Raw genomic sequence first — 19,098 nt, forward strand, 5'->3', positions numbered from 1 at the left:
GATGGGTGTGCAAGCGTATAGACGCCCACATAGCTACATGGAAGAAACCTTGAAGCCTTAAAGGGTTAGCGTGATGCCGGTGGATGCATATGGAAGCCTGTAGAACAACAATTTTCCCTACAAGGGCGGTGCGCCCGCCCTCACCGCCGTAATATCAGGCGAGATTCCGATCAGCGTCAATCCCTTGCCGGAGGTCGTCGGCCAGCTCGAGGGCTCCACGGTGCGCGCGCTCGCGGTGACGACGGCGCAGCGCGCCAAGGCGCTGCCGGATGTCCCGACGGTCGCGGAGTCCGGCTTGCCCGGCTACGACGCGTCGGTGTGGTGGGGCTTTCTTGGACCCGCGGGCATGGCGCCGGAACTGGTGGCCAAGATCAACACCGATCTTAAGGCCGCTCTCAAGGACCCGGTGGTTCTGACCGCGCTGGAAAAGATGGGCGCGACGCCGGTCGGAAACTCACCGCAGGAATTCGACGCGTTCATGCGCGCGGAGGCCGCCAAGTGGGAGCCCGTGCTCAAGGAAGCCAATATCAAGATGCAGTGAGGCGCGCCAACGCGACGCCTATCGCGCATTGGCCGGGGCATGCACCGGCCACAAATCGGCGCGCCAGTGCAGCATGATCGCCAGCATCAAGGCGAGACCGACCGCCGCGTACAGCGTTCCCGTCGCGGCGAAGCCGATCTCGTCGATCAGGCTGCCTGCGGCCAGAAGGCCGAACGGCAGGCCATAGATCACCATCATGCGCACGCCCATCACCCGGCCGCGGAAATTCTCGGCCGCCGTGCGCATCAGGATGACGGCGATCGAGATCATCGCGAGGCTCTGCGAGAAACCGGCGATGACAAGGCAGACGATCGCGGTCGGCACCGTCTGCATCTGCACGAACAGCAACAGCGTCGCGTACCACAGTACGGTCGAGGCGATCATGAGCCGCGCCACCCTTATGCCGTGGATCAGGCTCAGCACGATCGAGCCCGCCAGCGAGCCGATGGCGAAACTGGCCGAGAGGTAGCCGAGCCCGGTCTGGTTGGTGCCGTAGATCGCCTTGGCCACATAGGGCAGCAATCCGTTGGTCAGTGGATAGGCCGTGAGGTTGGCGAGGAACGCGACCCACAGCGCGGCGCGCATGCGCGGTGTGGTCCAGCAATAGGCCACGCCCTCCATCAGGTCGCGCAATGGCGAGGGCCGTAGCGCCTCGCTTTCGGTGTCGCCGGTCGGATGCGGCTTGGCCGATACCACCACGCACAGCGTCAGCACGGTCGCGATGAGATAGAGACAGACGATCGCCACATAGGCCGGTCCCATCCCGAGCGCGGCGAACAATCCGGCGCCGCTCAGTGCGCCGGCAATCCGCGCGGTATCCATCGTGGTTCGGGAGATGCTGATCGCGCCGATCAATTGATCGCGCGGCATGATGGTCGCTACCAGCGCGCCGCGCACGCCGAGGTCCGACGGACGGACGACACCCATCAGTGCCGCGACGATAAAAACAAAGAGTGGGCTGAGATGGCCTGACAGCGCCAGCGTCATCAGCACGGTCGCCAGCACCGCGTAGCTCGCGCGCATCATCGCCAGTAGATCGCGGTGACCGATGCGGTCGCCGACGACGCCGAACATCGGCGCGACCAATGTGCCGATATAACCAAGGGAAGCGAACACGGTGAGCAGCAGCACCGAACCGGTCTCGACCAGCACGTACCAGCCGAGGATGATCATCTCCATCTCGAACGCCCACGAGGTGAGCAGATCGGCGGGCCACTGGAAACGATAATTCCGGATCCGGAATGGAGCGAGCGCGGAAGGCCGCGCGAAATCGCTCAAGACTCGCTGTCGCGGTTCATCGCGTTCCACCCTGCCCTGTTTCTTGTTCTTGCCTGTGCTTGGATAGCGTGCAGGGATCGCTTGTGTCAATTATGATAGCCCCAGCGCATGGCTACCCTGCTCTTGCCGACAGTCGCCGGTGATAGCCGGCAATGCCGTCCCACGGATACTTCGCAAGGAAAGCCCCGAGCAGCTCTTCCGCCGTAACCAGCGGGCCGTTGCGAAGCGCAACGTAGACCATCTCCCATTCCAGGCAGAATTCCGCATCCGCGCTCGGCACGTCCGCCCGCTCCGATCTCAGTTCGTAGATTTCGAATGCCTCCGCGAATCCCTTCGGGTTGATACGGTCAACGCTGCGGAAATGAAACCGGCCGTCGACACGCTGCTTAATAGCCGAGCTTACCAGTATCGATGTCCCGTAATTCTTGTTCAACCCTTCGAGGCGCGCGGCGAGATTCACCGTTGCCCCCAGAACGGTGTAGTTCATCCGGTCCAACGATCCGATATTTCCGACCACGGCATCGCCGACATGCAGGCCGAAGCGCGTGTTGTAGAGCGGCCATCCTTCGCGCTGGAACGCGGCATTGAGCTCACCGTTGGCCTCGATACAGGCGAGCACCGCCACGCAGGCATTGGCAACATGATCATCATCCTCGATCGGCGCGTTCCATATCCCCATCACGGCATCGCCGATGAATTTGTCGACCGTGCCCTCGTTCGCCATGATCGCCTCGGACATGGCCCCGAAGTAGCGCGAGGTGTACTGCATCACCTGAGTGGGGTCCCTGTTTTCGGTCAGCCCGGTGAAGTTGACGACGTCGGTGAACAGGACCGTTACCTCCCGACGCGCGCCGCCCAGCGTCATCGCGTCGCCGGTTTCCACGAGTTGCTGCACCAGGCGCTTAGGGACGAAGTTCGAGAAGGTCTGCACCAGCGTGCGCATGGTGGAGACCGACCGGCCGAGATCGTCGATCTCGCGGATCGTGGAATGCAGGGATGACCCGACCGCCGGCTGGAACCGCTGGATTCGGTCGGTCTCGTCCGCCAGCGCCCGCAGCGATTTGGACAGAATCGAACCGATAACGAAGACAATCGGCACCATGGCTGCGACGAATCCAAGCGTGGCGACAAACAGCCGTCGGCGCTCGGAGAGGATACTGGCGAAGAACTCATCGACCGGCGCCACCACCGCGACGCGGAGGTTGGCCGGACCCGAACGGGGGATGGTCTGGAATGCGGCGGCATACAGCCGGCCCGCCGGGTCGTTAAAGAACTGTTCGGAAATTCCGTTCGCGCGCCAGGCACGGATCGCCTTGAGAACTCCCGCCATATCGGTCTCACGCAGGCTCGGAACAGTACCTGACACCTCTCTTCCCAGCATTTCCGACATCCGGGGATGGGCCAGAATGCGATCGTCATCGTCAAACAGGAAGGCGACGCCGGAGTCCGACAGCTTCTCCCTTTTCAACACCTCCTGCGTCGCATCCATCAGCAGGTCGCCCGCGATCACGCCGCCCCTGCCCGCTTTCAGCGCGGACTGCACGGTATAGCCCTGCTTTCCGGTCGCGAAGAAAATGTACGGTCCGGTCAGCCAGCTGCCATCGCGGCGCTCAGCGTCTTTGTACCAAGGGCGCTGGCGCGGATCGTAATCGAGCGGCCCCGGCAACTCCCTGATTATTTCGAGCGTCTCTGACAGAAACAGCCTTCTTGACTTGACGCGAGCAGGATCGGACCGCGAGATCACGACCAGCCGGAACGCGGCCTGTTCGGGTGCCTCCAGCCGCGCGCGCGAGTCCCGACCGGTACCGCCGATATCGTCCATCTCGATGAACGAGCCATCGTCGTAACCGACATACAGGCTGAAGAGCTGTGTGTTGTTCCTCACCATGGCCGCGAGCAGAGCATACAGGCGCGGATTATCCTCGATTTCCGCGGACTGGATCGGCGGCAGCGCGTTGAGAATTTCGAGATTGTCCCTCACCAGTTTCAGTTGCGAGCCGATCCGGTCCGCCGACGATTCGGCCACCTTGCCGATGAACTGGCTGGCGGCCGCATTAGTGACCGCGGTGATCCGCTCAAAGCTGAGATAGACCAGCGCCAGACCGATGACGAGAACGATCGCGACGAACAGCGTGATGACGGAGGTCTTGAACCCGAGCCGTAGGCTTCTGTTGTTCGTCATCGAAGCACCATCAATCACTCCACTCAGAACGGATTGACGTAATTCGTGATCGCAATCTGGCGCAGCAGCACCTTGCGGATGACGTGCGCCAGCTTGACGTGTTCGGTGAAGATGGCGGCATCGCCGGCGCTGCCGGCGGGCAAACTCCGGACCAGATGCGCGTCGTCGAGCCGGATACGAACAACAAACGGCACGGAGGCAATATTCTTGGGCGTCACGGCCAGTCCCGAGGTCTGCACCTGACCGGTCGCGACCGCCTGAAGGACGCTCTCGACCTTGCCGCTGTAGATCTGCCCCGGCTTGAACTTGAACGTCGCCTCGACGGCTTGGCCTGGTTCAATATAGCGGGCATCGATCTGCGCGATTTCGACACCAACGATACTGTCGGACGTATCGATGAAGGCCATCACCGGAGCCAGGGGCAGGTTGGCGACGCGGGCGCCCTTGCGCAGCGCGACGTTGGTGACGTAGCCATCGCCGGGCGCGCGCACAACCGTCTTGTCCAGATTCCATTTCGCGCCTTCGAGTTGCGCCTTGAGCTGGTCAACTTCGGACTGGCGTTGCTCGACGTCGAAACCGCGGCCGGAATCTCGCTCGAACAATTGCGTCATCTGAGCGAGACGCGTCGCCGACAGCTTCAGCTGTGCTTCGATTGCTTTGACCTGCGCCTCGAAAGGTACGGGATCGATGCGGAACAACACATCGCCCGCCCTCAGCGGCTTGTTCGCCTCGACGGGAACGTCGATCACTTCGCCGGCCACGCTTGGCACAACCGCGACCGAATTGCGCACCACCAGCACGGGTCCCTGCGGTGCGCCCCACCCCATCGGAATGAACAGACCGAGATTGAGCAGCAGCAGGACGATGAACGGCGACACCTTCCAGAACAGATTGAAGCTGATGATGCCAAACTTCACCAGCGCAAACATCAGGACGAGGTAGACGCAGAGCATCGCCACGATCATGGGGCACGCTCCTGCGAATGCCGCGCCGGTACGTCAACGTAAGCCCAGATCAGCGCCAGCGGCCACAGCGCAAAGCCGCAGATCAGCGTTACCCAACCTGCCACCGTCACCGCCTCGGCCCAGGGATGCCCGCGGCTCTTGGCGATATGCCCGGGCAGCCAGCCGGCGATGCAGAACACGCCGACCACACAGGCGGCGAGAATGATCAGGACAATCCAGGCGAAGATATCGAGGCCGCTCATGATGCCTCGCTAACTGACGCGCTGCACCGGCGGCGGCGTCCAGGAGCCATCCAGAACGGGCGCTTTCGGCCAGTACGCGCGCACGTAGAGTGAGAAATCGCCCTTCGGAGCCGGCAGCCAGTTGGCGCGCTGTGTGGGATCGGCCGGCGCCTCGGCCTGCACGTAGACGGTGAGCGAACCGTCTGCGGCAGGTTTGAGATCCTTGTTCTTGGTGCCGACCGAGAAGCGGTTGATCGGGTTTGCGACAAAGAAATGGTGCTGGTTGTAGATCGAGAGCGACCAGAAGCCATTCACGGGAGGCGTGCCGTCCTTCGCGAACGTCACGGCGTAGCGGTTGGAATTGTTAAGCCGAGCCCCCGAGGCGTCGAGGTCCTGATAGAAATATTTGGTTTCGTTTGGCGAATTCACCAGGATGTTCGATTTGGCCACCGCCGTCCGGGTGAAATAGTCCGTCCCAAACGCCGACTCGTTGGAGATGGTGCTCCAGTTATGCGGCAATTGCTGACCGTAGTTACGGAACTGGAACAACGGATTCACCAGCTTCTCTTCCGCATCCTTGGCGGCCTCGATCATCCCCTGCTTTATTTTTGGATTATCCTTGGCGGCAGCCAGTACCGCGAGCAGCTGTGCATAGCGTGCTTCCTCGCCCGGCAGCGGCGGCGCGTCGGCGAGTACGGTCGGAAGCTCGTCGAAAAACTTCTCAGGGAGCACCCATCGCGTTTCCTCTTCGCCGGGAGGCGCGCCGGCTACCTTGGGCAGCTTGCTCCACTCCGTGCTCTTCATCCGCCCGTCGTAGTCAGCGAGCGGATACATCGCGATACCGGTCAGCACGCCCTGAATCGTACGCTTGTCTTGCGGCGTGTCGTCCTGAAAAACACGCGGCGCAACAAGGCCGGTATTGCTCGACGCGCGGAATACGCGGGTGATTCCCTTTGGTACCTCACCGCTCCAGTTGGGTCCGACAAGGAGGTAAAAGCCGGGCACGGTGCCGTACATCTTGCCGAGCTGAACGAAGCTGTCAGTGCGTAGATCGACAATCTGATACACCCAAAAGCGATCGCCGAAATCCGGCACCTGGACCACCACCGGAGAAACATCCAGTGCGATCATGCCGAGGCCGTAGACGACGTCCTGGTTCGGGCACGCGACATTGCGCTCTTCCGGATCGACATAGTCCGTCAGCATCGTGAGGCGGTTGAGCGGCGCCTGGAGCAACGGGCCGACATACCTCTGTTCCGTCATCTTCGAGAACGCAAGCCGGCGGTTATAGATATTGACCAGCGGCCAGGCCCAGAAGAAGGCGTCGCGCGCGACGTGGGCGGCATAGGCCTCGGTGATCTTCACACGCGCATCCGGACCGGATGGCAGCGCGCGAGCCCAGCCAGGCGATGGCGGCAGCGGCTGCGGATTGAGCGACGAGGACTCAGCGTTGGCGCCGGACGAAGTACTCCCCGCCAGTACTGACGCGATTGCGAGCGTCGTCCCGGTGAGCAGGATATTTCTGCGATCGGGATCTGCGTTAGTGATCATTGTTTCAATTCCCGTAAGCGTTGTCCTTGTGACGCACCCGTCAGCTCCCCGAATGCAGATGCTGCAATAGCTTCTGCCCTCATTTGCTGCCCCCTATCGTCGATGCAGTGATTGTTTCCACGTCCGGTAGCTTCCACACCTTGTCGAAGAACTCCTTCTTCGGACCGTAGAGGCGGAACATCAGCTCGAACTTGCGGGCGGGATCGGTCGGTATCCAGTTCGTCTCCTGTCCGGCGGGTGCCTTGGCGCCAAGGAAGATGTCGACGGAGCCGTCGGAATTCTTCTTTATGTCGGTCGCGTTCGACGCGCGGCTGGCGCGGTCGACGTTCTTGATCAGCGCATGCGTGTCCCGGTCATAGGCGGTCAACGACCAATATTGCTCGATCGGCACGCCCGCGGGAACACGGAGACGATACGTCTTTGAGCCGTCGTAATCGGCGCCGTCCTTGTCCTTGATGTTGATGAGGTAGAATTGGCCGGCACCCAGCCGCTTGATGCCGATATAGGCATAGTGATAGGTGATCCCGCGCCAATCCACGGGATAGTCGTTCGCTCCCTCAAACTCCTCGCTTGCTCCCTTGAGCAATTCAGGATGCGTGGGAAACGTCCAATGCGTGCCTTCGAAGAACTGAGGCGGGGCGGCGTCGTATTTGGCGGCCATCCACACATGGGCGTCGGCGATACCATCCTTCAGGGCCTGCTTCGTCTTGGCGTCCGGAGCAAACGGCTTGCCCTTCTCGATGCCGATCGTACGCAATTGGTCGATCATCGCGCGGTCACGACCCAGCCATGGCTCGCTCTGCACCATGCGGTCGAGGTTTACGAAAAAGCTCTCGTCGTAGCGAATGGTTGTGTCGAACAGGACGTCTTTGACGTCGGTAAAGACGGTCGGTGGCGCGTTGGATGCCTGCGACAGCGGATAGACCTTGAGCCGCTTGGCATAGGCCACGGAGTTCGCGACGTCCGTCTCGCTGTGGCTCTTCAGGTTGGAGCGGATCAGGGCGTAACTGCCCCAGGTATTCGGCTGCAGCGCTTCATAGCCCGCCGGCACCTGCCCCTTGTAACCGGGCGGCAGGATCAGCAGCTTGACGCCAGCCCCCTTGTCCACGCCAAGCAGGCCACCATCCTCCAGCGGCATCTGCCAGACATTGACAATGTTGGCGTTGAGCGATCCGGTCGCGTCCGCAGGCGGGATCTCGATCACGATCGGCCCGACATCTTTGGTGTTGAGGAACGTCATGAAATAGAGCGTGTCGGGATTGGGCGTCAGCGTCTGGTTCTTCCAGTCGAGCGGCTTGCCCCAATAGATCACCTGGTTCACCTTGCCCGGAGTCTTGGTCAGCATTTCCTGCAGCATCAGGTCGTAATTGACGACGGGCATGCCCCAGATCGCCGCTTCGACGGCGCGGCTGCGGACCAACCGTTCCTGCGGTGTCGATTGCGCGGCCGCATTTCCCGCAAGGCAGGAAAGCGCAAGTGCGACAAACAGTTTCTTGCTCATCGTTGTTCTCCTCAAGCTCTGGTTGCGGTTTGTGTCGCAAGCGAAAGTGCCTGACGAACGTCTCCGAACGCGATCATGAGGCCTGCAAATAGATCGCGATGAAAAGCGCCTGACCGAGCAGCCACGCATTCTTTCCGGTTGCTATTGGCGAGTAGTAGTAGCTCGGCCATATCGCATCGAAGACGAAGTAACCGGGATAACCGACGGCGAAGACACCCAACAGCCCGACGATGCAAAGCCACAGCGCCGCCGAGCCTTCGGCCGCTGGTCGTGTTGGCGATACTCGTGCGGCCAGCATCAGCGTGAGACCAATTGCCACCATGCCGAGCCCGCCAGCTTGCACGGCCGCGACCGACAGCGTCCACGGGCAGGCCCACCACAGCGTGATATTCTGCATGAACAGCGCACCGTTCGGCCAGCGAGAGCCCGCGCAGTAGTGCGCGATGATCCCGAAGGTAAGGAACACACCGAAGATGAAGAGGCCGAGACCCCATCTTGCGAATCGTGCACCGATAATCAATGCGCCATCTCCCTTACGGTTCGAACGCGAAAACCTTCTTCCAGTCCTGCTTCATGTCGACGACGGTCCAGCCTTTTGCCTTCGCCTCGTCCAGCGCCTTGTCGAGTTTTCCGATTTTCGACTGCCGGTCGTAGGCGTATTCGCGCTCCGCATCGGTGTGATGGACGATGCCGGCGAAGCGCGCGCCCTCGCCTGCGGTGGTCCATTGCAGCATTTGCAGGTCACCGTCGGAATTTCCGAATGCGAAGATCGATCGCCGCCCGATGGAGCGGTTCCCGCCGGGACCGTCATCGATGAATTCGACCTTGGGGAGCTTCGTCAGCTCCGGCTTGCCATTGGCGCCCGTCTGGAGTTTCGCCACGCCCGACGAGCCGACCACCTGCTCCGGCGGAATGCCGTGGACCTTATCCGTCCACGGCCGCATGAATTCGATGCCGCCGCCGGATACAATGAAGGTCTTGAAACCGTTGGCGCGCAGGTAAGCCAGCAGCTCCAGCACGGGCTGGTAGACAAGGTCGGTATAGGGCCGGTTGAAGCCCGGGTGGCGCGCGGTCGCGGTCCAGTCGAGCACGACCTTCCTGAATTCATCTATGGTCATGCCGCTATGGGTTGCCGTCATAATCTGCAGCAGCCCCTTCTCGCCGGTCGCCGCGAACGCCTTCATGTCGTTGTCGAGTAGCGCCTTGAACGGCTGCGTCGTCTTCCATTCCGGATGCTGCGACGCCATCGCCTTGATGCGGTCGAAGGCGAACGCGAGCTGGAAATCGACCGGCTGTTCGCACCACAGCGTGCCGTCATTGTCGAAGGTGGCGATGCGCTGCTCGACGGGGACGAAGTCGGCACCGCCTTGTGTCGTTACGCGGGCGACGAAGTCGGCGATGGATTTCTTGACGGCACCGTCGTTCCAGGACGGCAATGGGTCCTGCGATGGCTGCGCCGCGGCCGCGCCAATGGCGGAAAGGACGAAAAGCAGCGCCAACAGGCTGCGTCGGTTCAACATTGCTGACCCCTCATACCGGCCTCGGTGGCGTTTCCGCGACTTCGCGCTGCCGCTGGCGCACTTCTTCCAAGTCGCGATCAAGGAAGTAATTGAGGAAGGTGCGGATTAGTGCGATCGCAGCAATGCGCCCCACCGCTTCCCAGCTCGTCGTGATCGATGTCTCGATGATGTCGGCGGCAAGCTGGAACGTAAGCCCGGCAACCAGCCATCGCGCATAGCGCAGCCAGATGTCCCGACGTTCGTGCCCGGACGGCGAACCCAGCATCGCCCGCAGGCCGCCGAAGAATGCCTCGACCGTACCGACCACGATGATGACGAGCGCCAACGCATCGATGAAGACGACGGCGTTCTCGGTGGCGAAGACCAGCCATTGCTTCACGGGCGACCCCGGTTCAGATCCTCAGTAGCGAAGGGCCGCGCGAGTGCCGCCCTTCCGTATTCGCTCGGTCGTCAACGCCACCCGCTCCCGGTGTTCCAGAAACCCATCAGCTTCCTGCGGCCGTCGCATGCAGCTTGTCGATCGCCTGATCGGCGGTGAAGGTGTTCGGCTTCTGAATCTTCGGAAAGTCGACGAACGTCTCGTTGAACTTCATCATCACTGCGATCGCACCATAGATGATGAAAGCGTGACGTAGGAACCAGTCGTAGTATGAGTTGGACGTGACATCCGCGAACTCGAAAGGATCGGTCCGGAGATTGAACAGCTTGGCCACGCGTAACGGCGTGAACGGTTCCGCCCACACTCCCATGGTGCCCTTGAGGCGCTGCTCCATGAAGACGATCTTCCAGTTGTCGTAGCGAATCCCCAACGTGTCGCCGTCGTCGGAGATGTACATGAACATCTGGCGTGGCGACTTTTCCGTCTTGCCGGTCAGGTAGCTTAGGAGGCTGAAGCCGTCGATGTGATTCTTGTAGGTACGGCCGAGCGCCTTCACGCCCTTCTTCAGGTCTTCGACCACGGTCTTGTTGCCGGCCAGTTCAAGGAAGGTCGGCAACCAGTCGTGATGCTGGACAATCTCGTTCGAGACGGAGCCTGGCTTGATCTTGCCCGGGTAACGCACGACCAGCGGAATGCGAAACGCGCCTTCCCAGTTGGTGTTCTTTTCGCTGCGGAACGGCGTCATCCCGCCGTCAGGCCATGAATTGCGGTGGGGGCCGTTGTCGGTCGAATAGATCACCAACGTGTCCTCGGCGATGCCCAATTCGTCGAGGTAGTCCAACAGCGAGCCGACGTTCTTGTCGTGATCGATCATGGTGTCATGATACGGCGACTGCCAGCGCCCTGCCTGTCCGAGGCTTTCCTTCTTGGTGTGCGTGAACATATGCATGTGGGTGAAGTTGACCCAGACGAAGAATGGCTTGTCGCCGTCCACGGCCTTCTTGATGAAACCCTTTGCCCTTTCGGCAAAGTCGTCATCGCACGTCAACATGCGCTCGGTGCTGAGCGGTCCGGTATCTTCTATCTTCTGTTTGCCGACCTTGCCCCAGCGCGGCTGGACCGTCGGATCGTCTTTATCGGTCGCGAAGCTGTGGATGACGCCGCGCGGCCTGACGGTTTCGATAAAGTCGCCGAATTCTTCCTTGGGGAAGTAGTCATACATCTCCGGCTCTTCCTCGGCGTTGAGATGGTAGAGGTTGCCGTAGAACTCGTCGAAACCGTGGTTGGTGGGCAGCATGTGATTGAGATCGCCGAGGTGATTCTTGCCGAACTGGCCGGTCGTGTAGCCCTCGTTTTTCAAGAGCGCCGGAATCGTCACGATCTTTTCGTTCATGCCGACCGGCGCGCCCGGAATGCCCACCTTGGACAGACCGGTGCGCATTACGCTCTGGCCCGTAATGAATGACGATCGGCCCGCGGTGCAGGACTGCTCGCCGTAGGAATCCGTAAAAATCATTCCTTCCTTCGCCAGTCTATCGATGTTGGGCGTTTTGTATCCCATCAGACCCATTGAGTAACAACTCAGATTGGAGATGCCGATATCGTCGCCCCATATCACGAGGATATTGGGCTTCTTTACTTTGGCCATTTTCGCGCTCCCATTTTTTGATGCTTTTGGTTCTGCAGTTTTCTGGGTTGTTCTTTGCTTCACTGACGCGACCTTCTCCGAAGCCGTGTTTCCGCCAGCCTTCTTCGTTGGACCTTTCTTTGCCGACTTCTTTGCCATTTGATCTCCTCACCCGAACGGACCGACCTGAAACAGCATGCTGACGATGGCGGCGATGCCGATGAACAGCAGAATCGCTGCGGTGATCAGCGTCAGCGAAACCGGAAAGCCGCTCTGGGCGTGAATCAGTTCGGATTCCGCCATGGATTTGCGCTCTTCGCGCAGGTGAGCCATGAACTGAAGGTGATAGCCGATGCCGCCAAGCAGCATCAGGACTCCCAGTGCCACCAGCGTCAAGCCGAAATTGCGCGCGGGCGCGCCATGCGTGACTATGTTCTGGTCGCGCAGCTTCTCGAACACTTGATAGATCGTAAAGCCGAACGAGATCAGCGAAAGCGAGGTCCGGATCACCGACATCAGGGTACGGTCGGCGCTCATGCGGGTGCGCTGGAAGGACATGCCGGTGCGGCGCGACGACAACTCGACCGAGATCTGGTCGGCAGCAGATTTTGAGGTTACGCCTTCAGCCATTGAACGCCTCTTAACTACATCAACGCGCCGGTACCCTTTCGCGCGAACCACCAGATGGCGGCGCGCTCGACGATCCATCGAAAGATAAAGTAGGGAATGACGGCGAGCAGGATCGCCATCATCAACGCTTCCGCGGGATAGAAGCGGTCGAGCACCTTGAATTGATAGATCACGTCCATGCTGAGCCCGAGCAGCACGACCCGCGCTGTGGAAATGGCACCCTCGCGCAGCCGCCCGGCTGACGCGTTGTTGTCCCACCACGCCGACCAGAAGAATGATTTGTGGCCGAGCCGCGCATCCCTGATGCCGTCCGGCAACGCCGCCAGCGCGGCCATCACCGGCTGCAGATAGAAGCGGAACGTCATCGGTCCGTGGATGCGTTCGAAGATGTCCGCCCAGAACCGGCGATGGATTTCGATCGACCATCCGTACCAGGCGATCCCGAGGCCAAGCAGCACGACCGACATCGCGACCGCGAGCCAGGTCAGGGCACGCGCAAATGCCGATGTCGGAGCTGATGTCATTTGACGTCCCTCACCACACACCGGAACCCAAGATGGCTGGTCGAGGTATCGATCGCCTCGGCATGTCGCGCCGCCGGACGATAGCGGCGGCAATAATTCGGTGCGCACAGATGCGAACCGCCCTTGATGACCTTGCGTGGCATTCTGACGTTCGGCTGACGCGGGTCGTAGCTGCCCTCCTCGCGCCCGCCGCGCGGATTTTCGGGAATGCAGCACGCCTTTGGCGCGTCGGCCTCATGTTTCGGCGAATACCAGTCCGAGGTCCATTCCCAGACATTGCCGATCATGTCGTGCAGGCCATAACCGTTCGGCGGAAACGCCGTCACTGGCGAAGTGCGGTCGTAGCCATCCTCATGGCGATTGTGCAGCGGGAATTCACCCTGCCAGGTATTGGCCATATGCACGCCATCGGGCACAAATTCGTCACCCCATGCGAACTCAGCGCCGTCGAGACCACCACGTGCGGCGAATTCCCACTCGGCTTCAGTCGGCAGGTCCTTGCCCACCCATCGCGCATAGAGCAGCGCGTCCGAATAGGCGACATGTACGACGGGATGATCGTTCAGGACATTGATGTTGCTCTTGGGCCCGTAGGGATGCCGCCAGTCAGCCTCCTTCATAAACGACCACCACTGGCTCCAGTCGCGCAGATCGTAGGTCGAGTGCGGCCGCTCGAACACCAGCGAGCCCGCGTAGAGCATGTGCGGTAAAGCACCGGGATAATGCTTTGGGTCAGGCGGGATTTCGGCAAAGGTCTTGTGACCGGTTGCGATCACAAACCGCTTGAACTGACGGTTGGTCACCGGCGTGCGGTCGATCCAGAAGCCCTCCAGCGTCACGCGATGTACCGGCGCTTCCTCGGGATAATGATTGTCGGAGCCCATTCGGAATGTGCTGCCGGGAATGCGGATCATGTCGGCGGTTCGGCCATCTTCCGACGGCTTGTCGCCCTGCCGGACGTCGGTTTGCAGCAGCGTCATGGCACTGACTCCTGACGTGCGCGGTTACGGGCAAACGTCCCAGAAGCCCTGCGTCTTGCTCGGATCGGAGTAGTACCAGCAGTAACCCGGCGCCGGCGGTGAGCCGGCATAGGCTGCTGCGGAGGCAGCGGCGACGAATCCGATCGCCGCACCGGCGGCGATCGCGCCGCCCGGACGCCAATAGTAATTGGCCGGACGGACCCAGCGGCCGGTGCGCGCGACACCCGGCCCCACCACCGCACCCCCACGCACCACGGTCCGACTGGCAGCGTTGCCTCGCGGACCGACGACGGTGGTCCGGCGTACAGAGCCTCCGGCTCGCGCGTGGACTTCAGTCACCAGACTGTCTTGCGTGCGTTCTTGCTTGAGTTGCTGCTGCAGCGAACCGGAGGGCACGATGACCGTCGCCGTTACCGGCGAAGGCGTCAGAACAACGAAGGCGGAGAAGGCCAGCGCGTAGAGCATTTCGTTGCGAGCGTTGGCCAGATCGACAAAGCGGGTTCTCGTTGAACGCATAGGCGGACCCTTTTCTTATTGCGGCCGCTCGCGTTTGGGTTGCGCGCGGCAGACGTAGATCAGTCAGCCCCTCTTCCCTTTTTCCGCCCAATTTTTGGCGCGGCTCATTGGCGCACAGCCTCAGCCTCTTCAAAGGCTTACGAGGCACGAAGCATTGGCGCACTTGCAGGCTAAACGAATCTCGAAGCTCTGTGATGTGCAGTTTGTGCCAATCTGCATCGGCTCGATTTCAGCCTTAATGGACAACTTCGCAAATCGATCAACGCATTGACCGAACTGCATCTCGTACTGTCCAAAACTTTAGACAAATATTCTCGCCGGCTCTCGAGTCTGCGCTGAGCGTCTGTGCATCAGAGCAAACCTGATCACAGCGGATCACTGAAATTCATTGTGATCGCGCGGGAGTTGTGGCTAGATCGAGTCGGGGATGGGGCATCGCTTCCTTGGGGAGTTGTCGATGCGCTATGGTTTGTGTTCGTTACTTCTCGCTGCGGCAACGCTCCACGCGTTCGAGAAGCGCGCGGAAGCCGCCGAGGCCGCGACCGGCATCTACCTTCTTGGTTCGCGCTCCGTTGGAGCCGGCATCACGCCGCCGCCGGGCCTCTACTTCAACGACGATACTTACTTCTACAGCGGCAAGATCGGCGGCGGGCGTACGCTGCCGCTGGGCGGCCTGCTGGTCGCAAATGTCTCCGCACAGAGCTGGATCAATCTGCCGACCACGATGTGGGTCACGCCGGCGAAGATTCTCGGCGGTGACCTCGCCGTCTCCCTCACCACGCCGTTCGGCGAACCGCGCGTTAACGCCAATCTCCTGGTGAACTCGCCGCGGTTCGGGCCGATCGGCGTCAACGCCACTGATGCACAGCTCAACGTGAGCGATTTCTTCGTGAACTCGTTCATCGGATGGCACGCCGGCAATTTCCACTGGCAGCTCGGTGTCGGAGGCGTCATTCCATCCGGCACCTATGTGCCTGGCCAGTTGTCCAACGTATCCCTGAACCGGCCTGCCATCGACGTGTTCGGTGCGATCACGTGGCTTGATCCCGCGATCGGCTGGGATCTCTCCGCAGCCGCAGGGTTCACGTTCAACAAGACGAACACCGCCACCGACTACAAGACCGGCGACGAATTCCACCTCGAATGGGCCGCGACCAAATATCTGACCAAGGAATTCACAATCGGCCTGGTCGGCTACTTCTATCAGCAACTGACGCCGGACAGCGGCACCGGCGCGCTCCTCGGTGCGTTCGAAGGGCGCGTGGTCGCGCTCGGCGGATCGATCGGCTATATATTCGAGATAGGAAAGCTGCCGGTATCGACACGCATCAAGGTCTATCGCGAGTTTGACGTGCGGAACCGCATGGAAGGCACCGCGGGTTTCTTCACCGTGGCCGTCCCGCTCGCGATCGACAGCAGCAGCCAAGCTGCGCCCCTGAAGCCAATCAAGGCAAAGTTTTAGCAGCGGGATGACGAACCATGAGCGGGCAGCTTGCGGTCAACACCTCCAGTCTGGACAGCTTCGAAGGCCTTCACAACGCGATCAGAGGATCGCATGTCGAGGTGACGCAACTCGGCCGCGGAAAGTTTCGAGGCTCATTGAGCCATGTCGGGATCGGAGATTTTTCGCTCAGCATCGGCTCGTTTTCCGTCGGCGTTCGCACCCAGCGCGTCTCGACCGATGACAAGCTCGTTGTCGGGATGCTGCTGAATTCGGAAGACCGGGTCACCCACTGGTCCTTCGATATGCGTCCGGCGGATGTCCTGATCATGCCGCCCAGCACCGAGCATGACGGAATTTTTCATGGCGCCTCATCCTATGCCGCGATCCGTCTCGATCTTGCCGAGGTCATGTCGCTGTTCAAGGGTGAACCAAGATTGAGCGACCCCGCCGCATGGCTCAACAAAAACGTCTATCAGGCGGACCCTTCGATCGGGATTGCGGCGACGCACCGATTGCCACTGATCATTTCCCGGTTGGCACGGCAACAGAGCGCCTTGTCCGATGCCGTCGCCGATTTCTGGAAGCGCTCGATCATCGATGCCGTCACCGGAACCATCGCGCAATCATTACCGCCTGACACCAGAGGGCTTTTGCCCTCGGCGATGCAGCTGGTCGGGAAAGTCGACGACTATCTCGAAGCCGCCGGCCTTCGCCCCGTGCACGTTTCCGAAATCTGCGCCCATCTCAACGTGTCACGACGGACTCTGCATCGCGCATTCTACGACGTTTTCGGTTTGGGACCGATATCGTTCCTGCGTCACAAGCGGCTTTGCGCCATTCATTCCGTTCTGAGGGAAAGCAATCCTGCGACGGTCACCGTCGCGCAGGTGGCGATCCGGCACGGCTTCATCGAGCTTGGACGCTTCTCTCACTACTATCACTCGCTGTTCGGGGAGTATCCTTCGGAAACGCTTGGCGGCCGCGGATTCCGCGCGCGCAAGGAGATCGATCAAGATTTTTCCGAAGCGGTTCCGATGAGGACTAACACCAATTAACCGGCCGCTTCCGCGAAACCCGCCGGCGTCAAATTCCCGGATACCACCTTGCCGCGGTGCGAGAGCAACAGCCGCCGAATGTCCGCGGCTGGTATCGCGGGGCTGAACAGAAATCCCTGTATCTCGGTGCAGCCGAGAATGTACAGCAGGTTTCGCTGCTGCTCGGTCTCGACGCCTTCCGCTGTCGTCGTCATGTCGCTCGCGGCCGCAATGTTCACCACCGCCTGGACGATCGACGACGACGCGCCTGCGCCGGCCAGATCCCTGATGAAAGAGCGGTCGATCTTGATCTTGTCGAATGGAAACCGCTGCAGATAGCTCAGCGAGGAATACCCGGTGCCGAAATCGTCCAGCGCGATGCGTACCCCCAGCTTGCGCAACTGATGCAGCATCTGAAGCGCGCCGTCGTCGTCGCGGATCAGCACCGCCTCGGTGATCTCGAGCTCGAGCCTGGATGCGGCGAGGCCCGAGGCAGCAAGGGCCGCCGCCACGTTGAGCGCCAGCGTCTGGCTCCGGAACTGAACCGGTGAAACGTTGACCGCGACGCGGACCTCCGCCGGCCAGCTGGCAGCCTCGGCGCACGCCGTATTGAGCACCCAGTGCCCGAGTTCGTTGATCAGGCCGGTCTCTTCCGCGACCGGAATGAACTCCGCGGGCGAAATCATGCCGCGTTCGGGGTGGCGCCATCGCAGCAGCGCCTCGCAGGAGGAAACCTTGCCGTCCTCGAGATTGAGCACCGGCTGATAATAGGCCTCGAGGCCGCCATCTGATATCGCCTGACGCAATTCGAGTTCCAGGACTCGTCGCGCCTTGGCGCGGGCGTCCATGCCGGCCTCGAAGAAGCGGTAGGTCCGCCGTCCTTCGCCTTTGGCGCCGTACAGCGCGAGGTCCGCGTTCCGGAGCAACTGGTCGAGATCGAGCCCATCGCCGGAGGCGAGCGCGATGCCGATGCTAGCATCTGTTGTGATCAGGTGGCCCGCGCACTCGAACGGCGCCCTGATCGCCGCGTAAATTCCTTCAACAAGTTGAGTGGTTTCCGTCTGTTTCTTGATACCGGTTTGAATCACGGCAAACTCGTCACCGCCCAGCCGCGCCGCCACATCTGTATCCTTCAGACACAAGCGCAGCCTTTCGCCTACGCCTTTGAGCAACTCATCGCCGATCGCATGGCCAAGGGCATCGTTGACGCTCTTGAATTCGTCGATGTCGATATAGAATACCGCCAGCTGTTCGCCCGGTCGGACCGCCTTCAGCGCCTGTTCCAGTCGCTCGCGAAACAGGAGCCGGTTGGGCAGGTCGGTCAGCCCGTCATAATGCGCCAGATGGGCGATTTTCTCGTCAGCGCGGGTGCGTTCGGTGATGTCCTCGATCGTGGCCACCCAGCCACCCGCATTCAGCGGCCGGTTGACGATCTCGATCGCCCTGCCGCCGGGCGCTTCCGTGAGTTGCCGCGTGGCTTTGCCGAGCGACACGGTGCGGATGATGGCATTGCAGAACGCGTCGACATCGCCGTCAAAGGAGCCGGTTTCTTTGCGGTGTTCGATCAAGCGATGCATCGTGCAGCCGGGCTTCGCTACATCCGGCGACAGGCCAAACATATCGATATAGGGCTGGTTACAAATGACGATGCGCGCCGATGCATCATAGAGAACAAGACCTTGCGGGATATTGTTCACGGCAACTGTGAGCTGGCGCCGTTCGGCCGCGAGCCGCTGGTCGGACAATCGATGGCGCCTCAGCAGCAGAGCGACGACGAGTGCGAGGATCACGACGAGGGCAAGCAGTACGCGTTCGCGAAGCTCCCACGCCGATGTCGCCACGCCAGCCGAAATCGCCACCGCGATCAGGACAGCACAAAGCGCCAGGCGCCTCACCGTCCCGGTCTTCTCTACAGGATTCGCAGAATCGCCCGGCATGTAATGGCCGCTATCGAAAGTCACCTGGTCCGTCCCAGCGTGACATCGTTACGCACGACAAATGGAAGGCGGGTTACAACTTGCGGTTAGCAATCGGTTACCGCGATACACGGACTGACACTTGATCTCGAGTCCGGTACCGGACGTTGCCGGCCCCCCGATCAAATCCGGCCTCTCCCCCGATGTGGTAAACGAATGATTAATCCAGAGCCGATCGCACGCGGGCGTACAAATGCAGAAAAGCGCTGATTTTCCTGCACAACTGGCG

At 61.0% G+C, this 19,098-nt stretch carries 16 protein-coding genes and 2 pseudogenes; 3 read left to right on the top strand and 15 right to left on the bottom strand.

All coding sequences use genetic code 11. From position 1 onward, the window contains the following. Positions 1–124 precede the first annotated feature (124 nt). Positions 125–541 (top strand): annotated as a pseudogene (locus tag JQ597_RS28905) (tripartite tricarboxylate transporter substrate-binding protein); the annotation flags it as partial. Between the two features lie 18 nt (positions 542–559). Here JQ597_RS28905 and JQ597_RS28910 read toward each other — a convergent pair. The 14 genes from JQ597_RS28910 to JQ597_RS37830 form a co-directional block, all read right to left on the bottom strand. Next, positions 560–1,819 (bottom strand): MFS transporter, encoded by a 1,260-nt coding sequence (locus JQ597_RS28910; protein WP_212268881.1) that lies wholly within the window; start codon positions 1,817–1,819, stop codon positions 560–562. Between the two features lie 112 nt (positions 1,820–1,931). After that, entirely contained in the window at positions 1,932–4,001 is a 2,070-nt protein-coding gene (locus JQ597_RS28915; protein WP_212268882.1) for an adenylate/guanylate cyclase domain-containing protein, read from the bottom strand. 23 nt (positions 4,002–4,024) lie between these two features. Continuing rightward, the gene (locus JQ597_RS28920; RefSeq protein ID WP_212268883.1) at positions 4,025–4,966 is read right to left on the bottom strand and encodes an HlyD family secretion protein; all 942 of its coding nucleotides are present in this window, start codon (positions 4,964–4,966) and stop codon (positions 4,025–4,027) included. After that, entirely contained in the window at positions 4,963–5,208 is a 246-nt protein-coding gene (locus tag JQ597_RS28925) for a DUF3302 domain-containing protein (protein WP_212268884.1), read from the bottom strand. The genes JQ597_RS28920 and JQ597_RS28925 overlap by 4 nt, the downstream gene beginning before the upstream one ends. Positions 5,209–5,217: 9 nt before the next feature. Then, complete coding sequence (locus tag JQ597_RS28930; RefSeq protein ID WP_212268885.1) at positions 5,218–6,738, bottom strand: DUF1254 domain-containing protein; 1,521 nt, start codon at positions 6,736–6,738, stop codon at positions 5,218–5,220. A 79-nt stretch (positions 6,739–6,817) separates the two neighbouring features. Next, positions 6,818–8,239 carry a DUF1254 domain-containing protein gene (locus JQ597_RS28935; RefSeq protein ID WP_212268886.1) on the bottom strand — a complete coding sequence of 474 codons (1,422 nt, stop codon included), beginning with the start codon at positions 8,237–8,239 and terminating at the stop codon, positions 6,818–6,820. A 73-nt stretch (positions 8,240–8,312) separates the two neighbouring features. Continuing rightward, on the bottom strand, positions 8,313–8,759 hold the full coding sequence (locus JQ597_RS28940; protein ID WP_212268887.1) for a hypothetical protein: 447 nt from the start codon (positions 8,757–8,759) through the stop codon (positions 8,313–8,315). 13 nt (positions 8,760–8,772) lie between these two features. Further along, complete coding sequence (locus JQ597_RS28945) at positions 8,773–9,759, bottom strand: HAD family hydrolase (protein ID WP_212268888.1); 987 nt, start codon at positions 9,757–9,759, stop codon at positions 8,773–8,775. Between the two features lie 10 nt (positions 9,760–9,769). Next, complete coding sequence (locus JQ597_RS28950) at positions 9,770–10,138, bottom strand: DUF1622 domain-containing protein (RefSeq protein WP_212268889.1); 369 nt, start codon at positions 10,136–10,138, stop codon at positions 9,770–9,772. A gap of 106 nt (positions 10,139–10,244) precedes the next feature. Further along, on the bottom strand, positions 10,245–11,786 hold the full coding sequence (locus JQ597_RS28955; RefSeq protein ID WP_212268890.1) for an arylsulfatase: 1,542 nt from the start codon (positions 11,784–11,786) through the stop codon (positions 10,245–10,247). 147 nt (positions 11,787–11,933) lie between these two features. Next, positions 11,934–12,395, bottom strand: coding sequence for a YidH family protein (locus JQ597_RS28960; protein WP_249132885.1), 462 nt, complete (start codon positions 12,393–12,395; stop codon positions 11,934–11,936). A gap of 14 nt (positions 12,396–12,409) precedes the next feature. Beyond that, positions 12,410–12,919: a hypothetical protein gene (locus tag JQ597_RS28965; protein ID WP_212268891.1), complete on the bottom strand. Its 510-nt coding sequence runs from the start codon at positions 12,917–12,919 to the stop codon at positions 12,410–12,412. Next, the gene (locus JQ597_RS28970) at positions 12,916–13,899 is read right to left on the bottom strand and encodes a formylglycine-generating enzyme family protein (protein WP_502754680.1); all 984 of its coding nucleotides are present in this window, start codon (positions 13,897–13,899) and stop codon (positions 12,916–12,918) included. The genes JQ597_RS28965 and JQ597_RS28970 overlap by 4 nt, the downstream gene beginning before the upstream one ends. 24 nt (positions 13,900–13,923) lie before the next feature. Further along, entirely contained in the window at positions 13,924–14,415 is a 492-nt protein-coding gene (locus JQ597_RS37830; protein WP_249132886.1) for a hypothetical protein, read from the bottom strand. A gap of 457 nt (positions 14,416–14,872) precedes the next feature. Here JQ597_RS37830 and JQ597_RS28980 point away from each other — a divergent pair, with 457 nt between their 5' ends. Beyond that, positions 14,873–15,877: a SphA family protein gene (locus tag JQ597_RS28980; RefSeq protein WP_212268892.1), complete on the top strand. Its 1,005-nt coding sequence runs from the start codon at positions 14,873–14,875 to the stop codon at positions 15,875–15,877. Between the two features lie 17 nt (positions 15,878–15,894). Next, complete coding sequence (locus JQ597_RS28985; protein ID WP_212268893.1) at positions 15,895–16,914, top strand: AraC family transcriptional regulator; 1,020 nt, start codon at positions 15,895–15,897, stop codon at positions 16,912–16,914. Here JQ597_RS28985 and JQ597_RS28990 read toward each other — a convergent pair. After that, a pseudogene (locus JQ597_RS28990) lies at positions 16,911–18,791 on the bottom strand (putative bifunctional diguanylate cyclase/phosphodiesterase); the annotation flags it as partial. The gene JQ597_RS28985 and the pseudogene JQ597_RS28990 sit on opposite strands and share 4 nt — an antisense overlap. Positions 18,792–19,098: the final 307 nt, after the last annotated feature.

The sequence above is a fragment of the Bradyrhizobium sp. AUGA SZCCT0177 genome, from assembly GCF_018130125.1.
Lineage (GTDB): Bacteria > Pseudomonadota > Alphaproteobacteria > Rhizobiales > Xanthobacteraceae > Bradyrhizobium.

Bases quoted from the DNA above. Each gene is read 5' to 3' on its own strand.
- JQ597_RS28915 (WP_212268882.1), bottom strand. From the start codon at position 4,001: ATGACGAACAACAGAAGCCTACGGCTCGGGTTCAAGACCTCCGTCATC.
- JQ597_RS28920 (WP_212268883.1), bottom strand. From the start codon at position 4,966: ATGATCGTGGCGATGCTCTGCGTCTACCTCGTCCTGATGTTTGCGCTG.
- JQ597_RS28925 (WP_212268884.1), bottom strand. From the start codon at position 5,208: ATGAGCGGCCTCGATATCTTCGCCTGGATTGTCCTGATCATTCTCGCC.
- JQ597_RS28930 (WP_212268885.1), bottom strand. From the start codon at position 6,738: ATGATCACTAACGCAGATCCCGATCGCAGAAATATCCTGCTCACCGGG.
- JQ597_RS28935 (WP_212268886.1), bottom strand. From the start codon at position 8,239: ATGAGCAAGAAACTGTTTGTCGCACTTGCGCTTTCCTGCCTTGCGGGA.
- JQ597_RS28945 (WP_212268888.1), bottom strand. From the start codon at position 9,759: ATGTTGAACCGACGCAGCCTGTTGGCGCTGCTTTTCGTCCTTTCCGCC.
- JQ597_RS28955 (WP_212268890.1), bottom strand. From the start codon at position 11,786: ATGGCCAAAGTAAAGAAGCCCAATATCCTCGTGATATGGGGCGACGAT.
- JQ597_RS28960 (WP_249132885.1), bottom strand. From the start codon at position 12,395: ATGGCTGAAGGCGTAACCTCAAAATCTGCTGCCGACCAGATCTCGGTC.
- JQ597_RS28965 (WP_212268891.1), bottom strand. From the start codon at position 12,919: ATGACATCAGCTCCGACATCGGCATTTGCGCGTGCCCTGACCTGGCTC.
- JQ597_RS28970 (WP_502754680.1), bottom strand. From the start codon at position 13,899: ATGACGCTGCTGCAAACCGACGTCCGGCAGGGCGACAAGCCGTCGGAA.
- JQ597_RS37830 (WP_249132886.1), bottom strand. From the start codon at position 14,415: ATGCGTTCAACGAGAACCCGCTTTGTCGATCTGGCCAACGCTCGCAAC.
- JQ597_RS28980 (WP_212268892.1), top strand. From the start codon at position 14,873: ATGCGCTATGGTTTGTGTTCGTTACTTCTCGCTGCGGCAACGCTCCAC.
- JQ597_RS28985 (WP_212268893.1), top strand. From the start codon at position 15,895: ATGAGCGGGCAGCTTGCGGTCAACACCTCCAGTCTGGACAGCTTCGAA.